Origin of the sequence: Legionella fairfieldensis ATCC 49588 (assembly GCF_000621525.1) — a bacterium.
GTDB lineage: Bacteria > Pseudomonadota > Gammaproteobacteria > Legionellales > Legionellaceae > Tatlockia > Tatlockia fairfieldensis.
This window is the reverse complement of record NZ_JHYC01000013.1, coordinates 58858-72739: the sequence shown is the minus strand read 5'-3', so window position 1 is coordinate 72739 and position 13882 is coordinate 58858. Positions and strand designations below refer to the sequence as shown.

Here is a 13882-nt window from a genome sequence, read left to right as displayed (position 1 = left end):
TAAGATCCCTAGGGTTTGGGTTCAGGCGTAGACCCCATTTTTGGCATCAGACCCAAACGCATTTGCAGCTCTAATTGCTGCTCCCGTTTAGCATTATCGTATTCCCGACGCGCATCGGTATTTAAAGGCGGCAGTGGATTTGTATCAGAATCAACCCCGTCGTAACGCTGAGAATTGAACCAGGGATGTTCCTGAATGCTATTTTGCAACTCTCCTTCTGGTGACGCCTGTGCTTCACTGTGCTCCCGCACGTGAACCCTGGCCAACTTCCGATGCCCCTCCTGCTCAGCTTCTCTTCTCGTTTGTTCCATCATGAACGTTTCATCGACTAAAAGAGAGCTTTGTCGATTATTTGATCTATTATTGCTCATAATAATCTAGTATAAATCATAAATAGTCACGTTGCAGAATTTCAGCGATTTGTACCGCATTGGTTGCAGCCCCTTTACGCACATTATCCGCGACCACCCACAAGTTTAAACCACAAGGATGGGAAATATCCTGGCGAATACGTCCTACAAAAACCTCATCCTGTCCGACTGCATGAGTAATCGGTGTCGGATATTGTAATTTCGAGGGAGAGTCTATTAATTTTACGCCAGGCGCATTGGCAAGCAGTTTGCGTGCCTTATCTACCGTTAAAGGTGCTTTCAGTTCAACATGAATTGCTTCAGAATGACCATAAAGCACAGGTACACGAACTGTGGTCGGATTCACAAGGATGGTTTCATCCTCCATGATTTTTCTTGTTTCCCAGACCATTTTCATTTCTTCGCGGGTGTACCCATTTTCCTGAAACTCATCAATATGAGGTAATACGTTAAAAGCTATTTGTTGAGGATAAACTACTGACTTGACAGGCCGGCCATTTAATAACTCACCCATTTGAGCGACAAGTTCAGCAATGGCTTTTTTACCTGTACCAGAAACAGCCTGATAAGTTGCGACATTAATCCGCGCAATTCCGGCTGCATCATACAAAGGTTTTAAAGCGACAACCATTTGAATGGTTGAACAATTTGGATTAGCAATAATACCCCGATGAGTGTAATCCGCGATGCGGTGCGCATTCACTTCGGGAACTACAAGCGGAATATCATTGTCATACCGAAAACAAGAGGTATTATCAATGACAATACAGCCCGCTCGCGCAGCAATTGGAGCAAACTCCCTGGATACAGAACCCCCTGCAGAAAATAAAGCAAGATCCGCCTGGCTGAAATCAAAATTGGCCACATCTTCTACATTCAGAAGCTCCTTGTTAAAGGTTACCGTTTTATCTACAGAACGGGAGCTGGCAAGAGGATAAAGATTCGCCACAGGAAAATGTCGCTCTTCCAAAACAGCGAGCATTGTTTCTCCTACAGCACCTGTTGCACCGACAACAGCAATATTCAGTTTTTTACTCATTACTCTCCAATACCTCAAATAAGAAAATTAGAATAAGGCTTTGATAATAGTTGCAAAGCCTATCCTATCTCAGGAATAGCTATCAAGGACTATTTATTTTGCGCTTTATCACGCAAATAGTGATCCATTAATACCAGAGCCATCATTGCTTCAGCGATAGGCACTGCACGAATACCAACGCAAGGATCATGACGTCCTTTAGTAACAGCCATGACTTCCTCTCCGTAGATATTAATTGTTTTCCCAGGTTTCACAATACTGGATGCTGGCTTTAAAGCCAGACTTACCTCTATAGGCTGTCCTGTTGAAATACCGCCCAGTATTCCTCCCGCATTATTACTGAGAAAACCTTGTTGGGTCATTTCATCCCGATGTTCACTACCCAGTTGGCCAACTACGCCAAAACCTGTACCGATTTCTACCCCTTTCACCGCATTGATCGACATCATGGCGTAAGCCAGCGTGGCATCAAGTTTATCAAAAACCGGATCACCAAGCCCTACAGGTACGCCCCGGGCGGTGACTCGCACCCGTGCCCCCACTGAATCACCTTGCCGCCGTAAGGCATCAATATAACTGGCAAGGGCTTGCACTTGTGCCTGATTAGGACAGAAGAAAGGATTTTTATTTATTTCCTGATCATCGATATAATCAATAACAAGTGTTCCCAGCTGCTGTAGATAACCTGTAATGGTAACACCAACAACTCGTTGTAAATAAAGGCGGGCAACTGCACCAGCAGCTACTCTGGCAACGGTTTCTCGTGCCGAAGAACGCCCGCCACCACGATAATCACGATGGCCATATTTATGATGATAAGTAAAATCAGCATGTCCCGGGCGGAAAAGATCCTTAATGTCATCATAATCACGGGGGCGTTGATCGTGATTACCTGTTAATAAAGCAATGGGAGTACCTGTCGTCAATCCATTAAAAACACCTGAAAGCACTTCAACTTTATCAACTTCCCGCCGTTGACTGGTATATTTGGATTGTCCCGGTTTGCGCCGATCAAGAAAAGGTTGAATATCCTCAGCAGACAAGGCCAAACCTGGAGGACAACCATCAATAACGCAACCCAACGCAGCGCCATGGCTTTCGCCAAAAGTCGTTACAGCAAACAATTTACCAAACGTATTTCCGCTCATTGGATTGCTACCTCAAGATGCAAAATGCGTTTTTAATTGCTCAAAGGTTAACAAAAAAACACCTTGCCCACCATTTTCAAAATCGAGCCACATAAAAGGGACATCCGGATAAGCTTCGATAAGCGCGTCCTCACTATTTCCTACTTCAACAACTAATAGACCCTGTTCGGTTAAATAATCAGCAGCTTTCGCCAGAATTTTTTCCACAAGCGCCAGACCATTATTACCTGTTTCCAGGGCAAGCACCGGTTCATGATGATATTCCGCAGGCAATGTCTGCATTTCCTCGCGCCCCACGTAAGGAGGATTGGAAACGATTAAATCATAACGCACCTTGGGTACTTTGTCCCAACAATCCGATTCAATGAGCGTTAATAGGTCTTGTAAACCATGACGCTCGCGATTCATTGCAGCAACTTCCAGAGCAGCCGGCGAAATATCGACTGCATCAATAAGGGCTTCGGGAAAAGCATAGCTACAGGCAATAGCAATGCAGCCGCTGCCAGTACAAAGATCAAGCACCCGTTCAACCTTATTCGCCTCTAACCAGGGAGAAAATTGCTGCTTAATCAATTCGGCAAACGGTGAGCGAGGAATCAACACCCGTTCATCCACATAAAAAGGCAATTCACAAAAGTAAGCTTGATTAGTAATATAGGGGACAGGTATTCTTTCAAGAATACGCTGCGAAAGCCGGCTCGCCAGTTGCTGTTTTTCAAAATCAGTCAAACGGCTTTGTAAAAATAAGGGGTCCAGTTCTAAAGGCAAGGATAAACTACCCAAAATCAGGGCGAGCATATCGTCCCAGGCATTATCAGTGCCATGACCATAATAAAGATTGGCCTTCTGAGCTTCCGTTAGACCAAACCGCAAAAAATCAACAATAGTTTCAAAATTTCTCGTAAGTGCTAAATAAGAATCATTCATAGGGCATCACATTTTCGTAGTTTAATCACGGATAAAACATAATTAGCACATGATTATCACAATTTGTACGTAATTCATAGGGATAATTAATCAAAAGGTTTCCCTCCGGCAAATTAAAGAAAATTTTCTTGAGGGAATGTTTTTTTAAACAGGCTTTCTCTATGACGTTAACAAATACGATATAATTTAATAATGTGACTTAATAATTATTGCTATGCCTAAAAATTTCCTGTCTGAACAAGACAAGGCTTTATTTCGTGAGATGATGAAAGACGTTAAGCCTTTGCAAGAAAACAAGAAAATTTTTACGGCGCCTGAAACTTTACCAGTCAGAAAAAAAAGTAACGACCGGGTAATGCAAAAGCGCACGAAAACCATATACTTATCTGATTATTATCAGGAAGAAGTTCAATCAGATACCATCTTATCTTATTGTAGTCATTCCATTCCCGCCACACGTCTGCGCGAGCTACGAAAAGGACAAATCCCATATCAGGGAAAATTGGATTTACATGGTTTAAAACCTGACTCGGCAAGAGATTCCCTTATAAAATTCATAGCGCAGCAAAATGAGAAAGGCCATCGTTGTCTTTTAATTATTCACGGCAAAGGCGGTCACCGCGGGGAAGCACCTATCTTAAAAAATCTGGTTAACCATTGGCTTCCGCAATTCTCTCAGGTACTGGCGTTTCATAGCGCTCTTGCACATCACGGCGGTTGTGGTGCCTTATATGTTCTTTTAAAGCGCAATAACCAGTCAATTAAATAGCATCTGATAAACAAGCATCCCGTTTGCCTTGCATATAATCATCAATAATACCTTCCTACAGATTGAATTTATCGTCATAAAGGCTTACTATTTGCACAAAATTTTGAATAGTATCACCATGAGCAAACAAGCCATTATTATTGGGATCTCCGGCCCTTCTGCCTCCGGAAAAAGTCTGCTGGCCAATACAATTGTTAATGAACTCGGTTCAGAGCAGGTTGTTGTCATTTCTGAAGATGCCTATTATAAAGATAACAGCCATCTTCCTTTTGCTGAGCGAGAAACAATCAATTACGATCACCCTGAAGCGTTTGATCATACCTTGCTTTGCAACCATTTACGCAGTTTGCAGCAAGGTGAGTCAGTAGATATACCTATTTACTCCCATTCAAAACATATTCGTTTACCGGAAACCCGTCATATTGGGCGACACGCTATTATTGTTCTGGAGGGAATCTTACTCTTTACCGATAAAGCGTTACGCGAAGTTATGGATATACGTATTTTCATGTCAACGCCTCTGGATGTTTGCCTGACTCGTCGTCTTAAACGAGACGTAGTTGAACGGCATCGTTCATTTGAGTCCGTTGTTCATCAATATGAAACCACAGTAAGACCTATGTATCTGCAATTTATTGAACCATCAAGTCGTTATGCAGATATTATCGTTCCTCGTGGGGGGGAAAATCGTATTGCTATTGATATGATTCAGGCAAAAATGCGCGAACTACTGGCAACGCACACAACCGATTGAGAGGAGAAGAAGATGGGATTTTTACAAGGAAAAAAAGCACTGATTGTTGGCTTGGCAAGCAATCGCTCTATTGCTTATGGAATTGCCAAAGCGTTTCACGAACAGGGTGCTGAACTCGCTTTTACCTATCAGAATGAAAAACTGCAAAACAGAGTTGAAACCATGGCTGCAGAATTTAATTCGAGCCTCACTTTTCCTTGCGATGTCGCTAATGATGCCGATATTCAAAATGTATTTGAACAATTAAGCCATCAATGGGACAAACTGGATATTCTTATTCATTCCGTAGCGTTTGCTCCTGCTGATCAAATTAGCGGTGACTTCATCGAGCATGTCAGCAGGGATGGTTTTCGTATTGCCCATGATATTAGTGCCTATAGTTTAATAGGTCTGGCAAAAGCGGCTTTACCGATGATGCAAGATACTGCAGGAGCCATCTTAACGCTAAGCTATTACGGTGCAGAAAAAGCTGTACCTAATTACAACGTAATGGGTATAGCCAAAGCCAGTCTTGAAGCTTCCGTGCGCTATCTTGCAGCCAGCCTGGGATCTAAAGGTTTGCGTGTTAATGCCATTTCAGCCGGGCCTATCAAAACATTGGCTGCTGCCGGTATTAAGGACTTTCGGAAAATGCAAAACGCCTACGCCAATGTAACACCGTTAAAAAGAAACGTCAGCGCGGAAGAAGTAGGCAATACAGCAGCGTTTTTATGCTCCGATCTGGCTTCAGGGATCACTGCTGAGGTAATTCATGTGGATGCCGGATATCACGCCGTATCCATGTCGAATCTGGACGCAGAATAATTTTCATCTGAAAATACAAGGTAAACGCATCGAATAGAAGCTTTATAAGATCACAACGCCTACGTTCCGCGCTTTATGCGCGGAAGCTTCAGTCGCTATTCAAGATCGTGCATAACGAACAAAAATTTAGATGTGTTTGCCCTGTTTGAAAACACTTTTCAAAGAGAATGATAAAGTTCTTTAATCAAGAACCTTATATTCTTGCTTTTAACACATCAGTATTGCGCTAATTTTCAAATCGAGTAATATATCGCTTCCTGGAGTTCTGTTTCTCCCGTTATTGAGATAAAAGGATTTTAAATTTAAATGATGTCTTCGTTGATCAAGTTTGGTTGTTTGAGTCTTTTCTTATTTTCATGTTCTTCTTATGCTGTTTGGCCAAGTGTTTTTAATCAAAATTCGTTTGAATTATCCGCCAATGCCGGTGCTGCCCGGTTAGATGCAGGGGATTCCACTTTTGGGGTCACAGACACAGAAACAGACAATTTGCGCCAAACTCATAACCCTGACGCCGGTGAACTGGGACTTGGGTTTGCTTATCTAATACCCTTAAATACCTACCTTTCTATTTCTGGTGTCCAATTATTTCCGGGACTCAAAACTGCCATAAACCTGCGTTATATGAGTCACGAGATTTTTGATCATTCTATTCAAGGACAAATTGAGCAATACCAGGATCCTCTTATGGATAATTATACTTATTATTTATCAATTAGCAGCACTCAACTCATGGCTGATTTAGCGCTAACGGTTGCATCCTTCCACCAGGTTTCCCTGTTTTTGACAGGCGGTATCGGCAACGGTTGGACACGTCTTCATTATGAAGACAGGCCAAATGCGGGTGTTTATGGTGGCGGACTTCATTTAAAAAACAGTAGCAAAAACGGCTTTGTTTCAGAAGTTGGTGCCGGAGTTTCTTATGGTTGGACTTCTCATTTAAGTGTTTCTCTTGAATATCTTTATACCCGATTGAATGAAATAAAAACAGCACGTTATGGAATACTAAATGGAGAACCTGCGATAATTACGCCGGCACAATTCTCTCTACATTCTTCCGCTATCCTGGCTGGAGTTCATTTAAAAATTTAGGGGAAACAGTGCTCGCTTAAAAAGTGTGCTTGAATCTTGGTGAACGGTTTGATTTAGCGAATAGGCGCCAATAAGCCGTTTTTTAAATAGGATGTGAACACTCAATGGCGTCAACTTAAAAGGAATACCTACGTTCCACGGCTTGTCCGTGGATCCAGAACGTTGTTCAATTCTGGCTTCCCGCAGGCAAGTTGTAGAACACAGCTAATGAAAATCGGTTTTAAGTTGACGTCATTGTGTGAACGCTTACATTGAAGGATGCAATTGATCTATGTGCCATTATTTACGACATTATTTTTATCTGTTAACGGTTATTTGTTTTTGGTCAAACTCAATCAACGCCGGCGTGTTACCACTCACTTTTATCTCAGCGCCTGCCGCTCACGACATGGCAATAGGGCAAGTTCAAACCCTTCATTATACTATTCATAATAATGTACAAACCCAAAGTCTACCTCTAAAAAGTATCTCTATTATTAATAATGACGGCAATCAAGCGAATACAGCCCTCATAACAAGTACCACCTGTGGTACTTACATTGCCCCCAATGCAAATTGTTCAATTACAGTGACACTTAACAATCCTGTACAGGCAGGTCTGCTTAATCGTTATTTAAGTATTAATTATGGTGGCAGAGCCCCACTGATAAGCCCAATTATTTTAAACGTTACCCAAGCTAAATATACGGTTTTAGTTTATATAGTGGGGGCTGATTTAGAGCGCAATGATCATACTGCCACAGCCAATATTAATCAAATGATGCAAGTCGGCTCTTCCAAAAACATGAATATTGTTATTGAAACAGGCGGCTCTTTAAAACCAGGTTGGCAAACCGTTCAACGCAAGCTTGTTTTACCCGGCAGTCTTGCTTTAATTAAAGACCTCGGCCGCATCAATATGGGTGCTACCAGCACGATTCAGGATTTTCTGGTCTGGGGTGTTCGCACCTTTCCCGCTGATCGATATATAGTTGTCTATTGGGATCATGGTGGTGGCCCCAATGGGGGTTTTGGTGGGGATGAACTGTTCCCTCAATCTATTCGTTCCACCCCCATCAATCAATTGGCCGCAGCAACGATGGGCGCCTATAACAATACAGGTAAACGATTCGAAATTATTGGCTTTGATGCCTGCTTGTTGGGCAATATTGAAACACTTGCGGGATTATATCCTTATACGAACTATTACGTAGCCTCCGAAGATCTCGAACCTGGAAAAAGCTGGCAGTATAATACCTTCCTCAATTACATTAATACCCATCCAATGGCTGATGGCTTAAGGATTGGTATTGAAATTGTCAACGGTTATACCAATCAAAATAAAGGAGATTCCACCACTCTATCAGTTATTGATTCTTCAGCCATACCCAGTTTACTCACTGCCATTACTAATTTTGCAACCGCATTGCAACCTTATACAACGACTATTACAGACTGGAAAAATCTTGCGCGAGGCAGACTTAAAGCCCCTGACTATGCAACATCGGTATGGGATAATGACAGTTTTGATCTGGTTGATTTAATTGGATTTGCCAAAGCAATCACAGAGCAATTCCCGGCAGATGCGACATTACAATTTACGTCAAATTATTTGATTAGTTCTACTCAATATGCCGTGAAGTATTATCAAAACAGTGCAAATAGACAAGATTCATTCGGATTACAAATTTATTTCCCATCGCTTTTAGCTTTCTATGATTCTGATTATCCTAATACCACCGTGCTTAATGGTACGCAATTTTTTTCTCAAAACTACATGAACCTGGTGAGTACGTATCATGATTTTTACAATACAAATAAAGCCAGTTTGATAGCCACATTAAGCAATGTTGCTTTTGACGGGAACAATTATACTTCAACCGTATCAAATGATTATGATCAACTTTATGCCGCTGTCGGTAATGATGGTTGCACCAATGTTTATAATGATACCCGTGTTAATTTAGGCAGTGTTCCCTGTTATGTGTCGCTTCAATATTCAGGAATTGAAAGTACTACCGGGGGTGGAAATACCTGGGATATCAGTTTTTCAAAAAACCAGTATGAGACTAGCTGGCCTTTACTAAATGATAAACCGGTTCTTTTCATTCCGGATGATAATAATCCCAGTTTGCCTGGAGAAGATACCTTTTTAATTCCTGCTACAAAAATTTCCACAGCGACTAATGGATACCTGCAAGTAATCAATCAAAATAATCAATACCAGGTCGTAGGATTTCAGGAAAAAGCAGGAGGTTCTAATACGATAGGAAAAGTTGACGATATAGATGATAACGAGGAATTTTATTTACGCACTTATGCCCTTAATAATGGAAGCTGGTTGTTGCTACAAACCGATGTTGTGGTTAAAGCACCTCTTTGTCTTACTTTTGGCGCTGTATCGCCAACATTTAATGCATTTCGATTCCTTGTTGGTGATCTGACCGGTGCTTTAAACATCACAGCGAATTCAGCCGCTTATTAATTTAATTTACAATCCCCCTTGTAAGGGGGATAAAAAACCGACCAGATCACCAGTCTGCCAAAAAGATAATTAAAAGCACTTAAAGTATAAAAAATTTAATCAATGAATTCGATATGTTCATATTATCTTAATAAAAGAATGTTACAATACCTTTTATTTTGATATAAAGACCCATTAAAAATGCCTTTTCCGCATATTTCAGCGATTTTAAATAATTGTGGCTTACATGCGTGTACTCCAGAAATTAAGGAGGAAATTTTAAAGCGTGGAGCTGATGATAACTATCATAATGCATTTGATCCTGCCTATACGGTATTAAAAGATGAGTTTGCCAACTTCTATGGTTTGAAAGAGTCCTTTCAATGGCGTTTTTTTAGTCAAATTCTAAGTTCTTACAATGCCTTTGACACGCAAATTATTTTAGGGCCTGTATTACGACGAGTATTAGTCCATTTTATGAAGCAGGATAAAGTTAATATTGGCCTTTTAGCAAGTGCTGAAACTCAAACTCGTGAACAATATATCCAAAAAACTGAAGAATTAAATCCTGCTAATGGACGTTATTTTAGTTTATCCCCTGCCGATGTAGCTTACTTTTTACTTGAACCCCTCGGTTTTAATTTAACCTATCATCACGACAATACAGAAGACCACTTTGAATTTGGCCAATCATGGCCTGTCATTACACTTTATCACCAGGGTGGAGCAGAAGGCGCTAATAACGGAGGACATTGGGAAAGAGAAGCGAATAAAGAGGCTCGTGTCTATGTAGAATTTCAGGAAGATACTCAATTGAATGCCTACTTGCCTTTGTTAGGAAACTCCCTGGAAGTAACCATAATTGGTTTAAATTTTTTAAAAAAACACGTTGCGTTAACAACACGGGCTATTAAGGAAAATCTGAATTTTCAAGCAGAATTTAGCAATTTAAATTTGACATTAGCCCAGATAGATAAATTTATATACAATATCAATCACGTCCCTAAAGAAATTGCCGCCATCTTAGTAGGTAAAGAACCTACATTACTGTTTAACGAATTTTATCAATCCTGGCCAAACTCAACAATAGATTACAATCCCAACTTTGTAGAATTTATTAAATATAATATAGGTCCTGATGTGAAATTTAATGCAGAAAAAGAACCTGCTTTTACTCTCTCACATCATTCTGAATATGAGATTGCCTTAGCCTTGTTAGCCCCGGCAATCATTCCTTCTCATCCAGTACTTGTTGCCCTATCCGAAGAAAAGATAAGCACAAACAAGAAAGTCAGAGAATTACGAGTAGATGAACTTTCTACCTTAGTCAAGGTCCAATATATTTTATTCAATGAAGGATTATCCAATGCCCTTTATAATCAATGTAATAAAAAAGAAACTGTTCATCTGTTAACTGATGAATTAATAAAAATGCTGAGAAACGATGATAAGTTTTCGCAAAAAGCCAGCGATCTATTAAAAGAGAGAGCAAGACAAGTTCCTTTGGAGGCTATCCCAGCTTCGTCGTTATCGACTGAGAGAGAAGACCCATCTCTCGAGAATCTTAATAATCACCCTACATCGCAAACGTCTCAAAATTTAACGGGTAAAATCATTGAGATTGAAAATCCATCTTCAGAAATTTCTACTCAGCAAACGTCATCAGCAGACTCTTTCTTACTGGAAAATAATGCTTTAACAACTAATAGTCAAACAATTTCTCCTCCTGCAAATAAAAGCGAAAACCATCAAAATGAGGAGATTTCTGGAATGATTAGCAAATCCTTGAGTCTTTTTTTACAAGAAATTAAAGGTTTACAAGACGAAATATTAAAAAACAGTTTTAGGCGATTGTATGCAAAATTAGTAGCTGAAATTAATTCACATAAAGAGTGTAGTTATGCCAAATCGCCTTATCCCGTCATAATCAGGCATTTTACTGCCTTGGCAGCAGAAATTAACCAAGGGTGTCAATACACTCAGGAACAATTAATCGACTCTCTTTCTCAGTTAGATAAAGAATTGACTAGCAGACAACCATTAAGTAAAGAATTAACTGCTGTAATTTGTGGAGTGATTGGTGCAGTCATTGGTGTATTAATTGGGTTCGCAGTAGGAGCAGCTCTTACAGTCTGGGCAGGTGGTTTTGGCTCGCTAGCTGCAGCTTTATACTGCGGCACTGCGGGATTTGCTATCGCACAAGGAGTAGCAGCTGGTACACATGGTTTTTTCAATGCAAAAACCAATGAAAAAATTTATAGGCAAAAAGAAGGAAATAAAAAAAATCTTGCCGCGGAAATAGATACTATTTATCAGGCAATCAACAGGATAAACGCATCTAATGGAACATTATAAGTCACAGTGTCCACATTCCTCGCTTTATGCACGGAGTCCAGCTTTGTTCTCAGAACCACACCTTGTTATCGTAACATCTATCGTAAGTGTTCACGAAATAGGTAATTAAGAGTATATAACGTCAATGTCTTTCCCGCTCAGGCGGAAAAGACGAGGCATGGAACAAAGTCTGGAAGAGAAAATTTACATATCCCGTGAACACTTACCATCTATCAATTACTGATAGCCTCTAACACACTATCAGGGTTTGTTTATTTTAGCTTTAGCAATCAAGTTATTAATATATAAATCATAATCCATCGTGCCATAATTTGTTTCAATCTGCTGAGTCAAACTGGCTTGTTGTTCTTTATCCAATAACTCAAATTGGCCGTTATGAATTTTCTTCAATCGGACGATAACATAATCACCATTATTTAACTCACGCCCATCAATATTATTGGTCTGTGTTAAATTAAAAGCCAAATCATTAACAATAGCTTCTGCTTTATCCGTATCGCGCGATGCGTTTTCAACGCTCTGCCATCGCAGTTGTTTCTCTTGAATAAGCTTTTTTTGCAACGCTGAATCAGCTTGAGTGCCTAAAAGCTCAGCACCAAACTGTCGAGCCGCATTTTTAGCATTTTGAGTGGCTAATTTTTTAGTAATCTCCTCCTGCACTTCAGCTAATGGCCGTTCAGCGGCAGGGATATGTTGATTAACACGCAATACTAAGACACTATCATTATCCATCTGAACAGGATCGCTGTTATTACCAAAACTCAGAACATCATGACTAAACGCTGCATTAACTACTTGCCTGTTATTGATTGGTTCTACGTTGTTTCCTTTCCGTGAAAAAAGTCCCGTTTTTTCGATCGGTAATTTCAAGGTATTGGCTACAGGCTCCAAAGAATCGGGACTTTGATAACTTAGATCATTAAGCTGCTCTAAGGCCCGGGCGTATTTTGCCTGTGCGAGTTCAGTTAATAACTGCTCCTTAATCTCCTCTTTCACTTCTGACAAGGGTTTGATTAAAGCAGGTTTATAAGCAATTAATTTAAAAATTTCATACCCATGTGACGATTTTACTGGCGGCGCAATCTGTTCCGGCGTCGTTAGATTAATCAGTGTCTTATCAAACCCCGATTGTCCAGCAGTTAGCCAAGGTAAAATACCATTATTCGCAACTGATAATTTATCATCCGATGCTGACTTAACCAATTCATTAAACTGAGCTGGATTATTCTGCAATATCTGATATGTGTCTTCGGCTCTTTTCTTTATCTGAGTCTCTGTTTCCACGGACGCATCTTCAGGCACGGCAAAAAGAATATGAGCGACTTGCCACTGCGCCGGAGTAAGAAAGTTACTCTGATTTTCATCATAATAACGCTTTATATCTTCTTCGCTTACCTGTACTTTTTCTTTAATGTGTTGCATTGACAAACGGACGTAATCAATACTCACCTGTTCAGGCGATACAAATTCCTTTTGATGATTCTGATAATATTTTTTAATCATTTCATCAGAAATTTTGTTTTCTTTCATAAATAAGTCTGAAGGGATTGTCAGGTAATCATAGTCTCTTGTCTGCATATATAATTTAACAAAACGCTTAATTTCACCAGGTAATGCAAAAGCACTCCCAATAAAAGCAAAACGTTGTTGATTCAATAACATGCCTTGCTTGACTTCCCGCTGGAAAGACTCGGGAGTAAACATAGCCCCACTTAAAGCCTGCTGATAACGTTCTAACGAGAAATGACCATCTTGCTGAAACTGAGGAATACTACGAATAGCAGCATTAGCCTGTGCGTAACTCACATCAAATCCTGTTGCATTGGCTGCCTGCACACTTACTTCATTGGCAATCATATTGTCCAGCACCTGCTTTTTCAGCACCGCCTCGTTAACTGCGGTAATTTGAGAAGACTCTCGTTGCTGACGTGCACGTTTATAATTAATTTCAACATCTTGTTTACTAATAGGCTGACCATTCACATCCACTTCAACGTTTGAAGTCTGATGTCCCTGCATATAATAGTCGACCCCAAAGAGAGTAAAGGTAACAGCAATTAGAATAATAACTACCCAGGCTATAACACCCTGTATGCGTTCGTTTAACTTCTGCAACATAGTCGGCGTTCCATATTCGGTAAATTCGCAAGAGAAAATATCAGGTTAAAGTGCTGATAAAAAAA

11 protein-coding genes are annotated in these 13882 nt (G+C 40.2%); 6 read left to right on the top strand and 5 right to left on the bottom strand.

The window, feature by feature from the left end; genetic code table 11:
• Nucleotides 1–8 precede the first annotated feature (8 nt).
• The 4 genes from T345_RS13570 to prmB all read right to left on the bottom strand — a co-directional run bounded on the left by T345_RS13570 (nucleotide 9) and on the right by prmB (nucleotide 3485).
• The gene (locus tag T345_RS13570; RefSeq protein WP_131777737.1) at nucleotides 9–371 is read right to left on the bottom strand and encodes a hypothetical protein; all 363 of its coding nucleotides are present in this window, start codon (nucleotides 369–371) and stop codon (nucleotides 9–11) included.
• A 16-nt stretch (nucleotides 372–387) separates the two neighbouring features.
• Complete coding sequence (locus T345_RS0104560) at nucleotides 388–1410, bottom strand: aspartate-semialdehyde dehydrogenase (protein ID WP_028388299.1); 1023 nt, start codon at nucleotides 1408–1410, stop codon at nucleotides 388–390.
• Nucleotides 1411–1499: 89 nt separating this feature from the next.
• Nucleotides 1500–2558 carry a chorismate synthase gene (aroC, locus tag T345_RS0104555; protein ID WP_028388298.1) on the bottom strand — a complete coding sequence of 353 codons (1059 nt, stop codon included), beginning with the start codon at nucleotides 2556–2558 and terminating at the stop codon, nucleotides 1500–1502.
• Between the two features lie 12 nt (nucleotides 2559–2570).
• A complete protein-coding gene (prmB, locus tag T345_RS0104550; protein ID WP_028388297.1) occupies nucleotides 2571–3485 on the bottom strand; it encodes a 50S ribosomal protein L3 N(5)-glutamine methyltransferase in 915 nt (304 codons plus the stop codon).
• A gap of 214 nt (nucleotides 3486–3699) precedes the next feature.
• Here prmB and T345_RS0104545 point away from each other — a divergent pair, with 214 nt between their 5' ends.
• The 6 genes from T345_RS0104545 to T345_RS0104520 all read left to right on the top strand — a co-directional run bounded on the left by T345_RS0104545 (nucleotide 3700) and on the right by T345_RS0104520 (nucleotide 11699).
• Nucleotides 3700–4254 (top strand): Smr/MutS family protein, encoded by a 555-nt coding sequence (locus tag T345_RS0104545; RefSeq protein ID WP_028388296.1) that lies wholly within the window; start codon nucleotides 3700–3702, stop codon nucleotides 4252–4254.
• Between the two features lie 118 nt (nucleotides 4255–4372).
• Nucleotides 4373–5008 carry a uridine kinase gene (udk, locus tag T345_RS0104540; RefSeq protein ID WP_028388295.1) on the top strand — a complete coding sequence of 212 codons (636 nt, stop codon included), beginning with the start codon at nucleotides 4373–4375 and terminating at the stop codon, nucleotides 5006–5008.
• Nucleotides 5009–5020: 12 nt separating this feature from the next.
• Complete coding sequence (locus T345_RS0104535; protein WP_028388294.1) at nucleotides 5021–5812, top strand: enoyl-ACP reductase FabI; 792 nt, start codon at nucleotides 5021–5023, stop codon at nucleotides 5810–5812.
• 306 nt (nucleotides 5813–6118) lie between these two features.
• Nucleotides 6119–6901, top strand: coding sequence for an outer membrane protein (locus T345_RS0104530; protein WP_028388293.1), 783 nt, complete (start codon nucleotides 6119–6121; stop codon nucleotides 6899–6901).
• 271 nt (nucleotides 6902–7172) lie between these two features.
• Complete coding sequence (locus tag T345_RS0104525; protein ID WP_028388292.1) at nucleotides 7173–9365, top strand: clostripain-related cysteine peptidase; 2193 nt, start codon at nucleotides 7173–7175, stop codon at nucleotides 9363–9365.
• Nucleotides 9366–9545: 180 nt separating this feature from the next.
• Entirely contained in the window at nucleotides 9546–11699 is a 2154-nt protein-coding gene (locus T345_RS0104520) for a DUF456 domain-containing protein (RefSeq protein WP_028388291.1), read from the top strand.
• Between the two features lie 240 nt (nucleotides 11700–11939).
• Here T345_RS0104520 and T345_RS0104515 read toward each other — a convergent pair whose 3' ends face one another.
• Nucleotides 11940–13817, bottom strand: coding sequence for a SurA N-terminal domain-containing protein (locus tag T345_RS0104515; protein WP_028388290.1), 1878 nt, complete (start codon nucleotides 13815–13817; stop codon nucleotides 11940–11942).
• Between the last annotated feature and the right edge of the window lie 65 nt (nucleotides 13818–13882).

What these genes read in the sequence shown, in the direction of transcription:
- T345_RS13570 (WP_131777737.1), bottom strand. Translation starts at nt 371, where the DNA reads ATGAGCAATAATAGATCAAATAATCGACAAAGCTCTCTTTTAGTCGAT.
- T345_RS0104525 (WP_028388292.1), top strand. Translation starts at nt 7,173, where the DNA reads ATGTGCCATTATTTACGACATTATTTTTATCTGTTAACGGTTATTTGT.
- T345_RS0104545 (WP_028388296.1), top strand. Translation starts at nt 3,700, where the DNA reads ATGCCTAAAAATTTCCTGTCTGAACAAGACAAGGCTTTATTTCGTGAG.
- udk (WP_028388295.1), top strand. Translation starts at nt 4,373, where the DNA reads ATGAGCAAACAAGCCATTATTATTGGGATCTCCGGCCCTTCTGCCTCC.
- T345_RS0104530 (WP_028388293.1), top strand. Translation starts at nt 6,119, where the DNA reads ATGATGTCTTCGTTGATCAAGTTTGGTTGTTTGAGTCTTTTCTTATTT.
- T345_RS0104560 (WP_028388299.1), bottom strand. Translation starts at nt 1,410, where the DNA reads ATGAGTAAAAAACTGAATATTGCTGTTGTCGGTGCAACAGGTGCTGTA.
- prmB (WP_028388297.1), bottom strand. Translation starts at nt 3,485, where the DNA reads ATGAATGATTCTTATTTAGCACTTACGAGAAATTTTGAAACTATTGTT.
- T345_RS0104515 (WP_028388290.1), bottom strand. Translation starts at nt 13,817, where the DNA reads ATGTTGCAGAAGTTAAACGAACGCATACAGGGTGTTATAGCCTGGGTA.
- T345_RS0104520 (WP_028388291.1), top strand. Translation starts at nt 9,546, where the DNA reads ATGCCTTTTCCGCATATTTCAGCGATTTTAAATAATTGTGGCTTACAT.
- T345_RS0104535 (WP_028388294.1), top strand. Translation starts at nt 5,021, where the DNA reads ATGGGATTTTTACAAGGAAAAAAAGCACTGATTGTTGGCTTGGCAAGC.
- aroC (WP_028388298.1), bottom strand. Translation starts at nt 2,558, where the DNA reads ATGAGCGGAAATACGTTTGGTAAATTGTTTGCTGTAACGACTTTTGGC.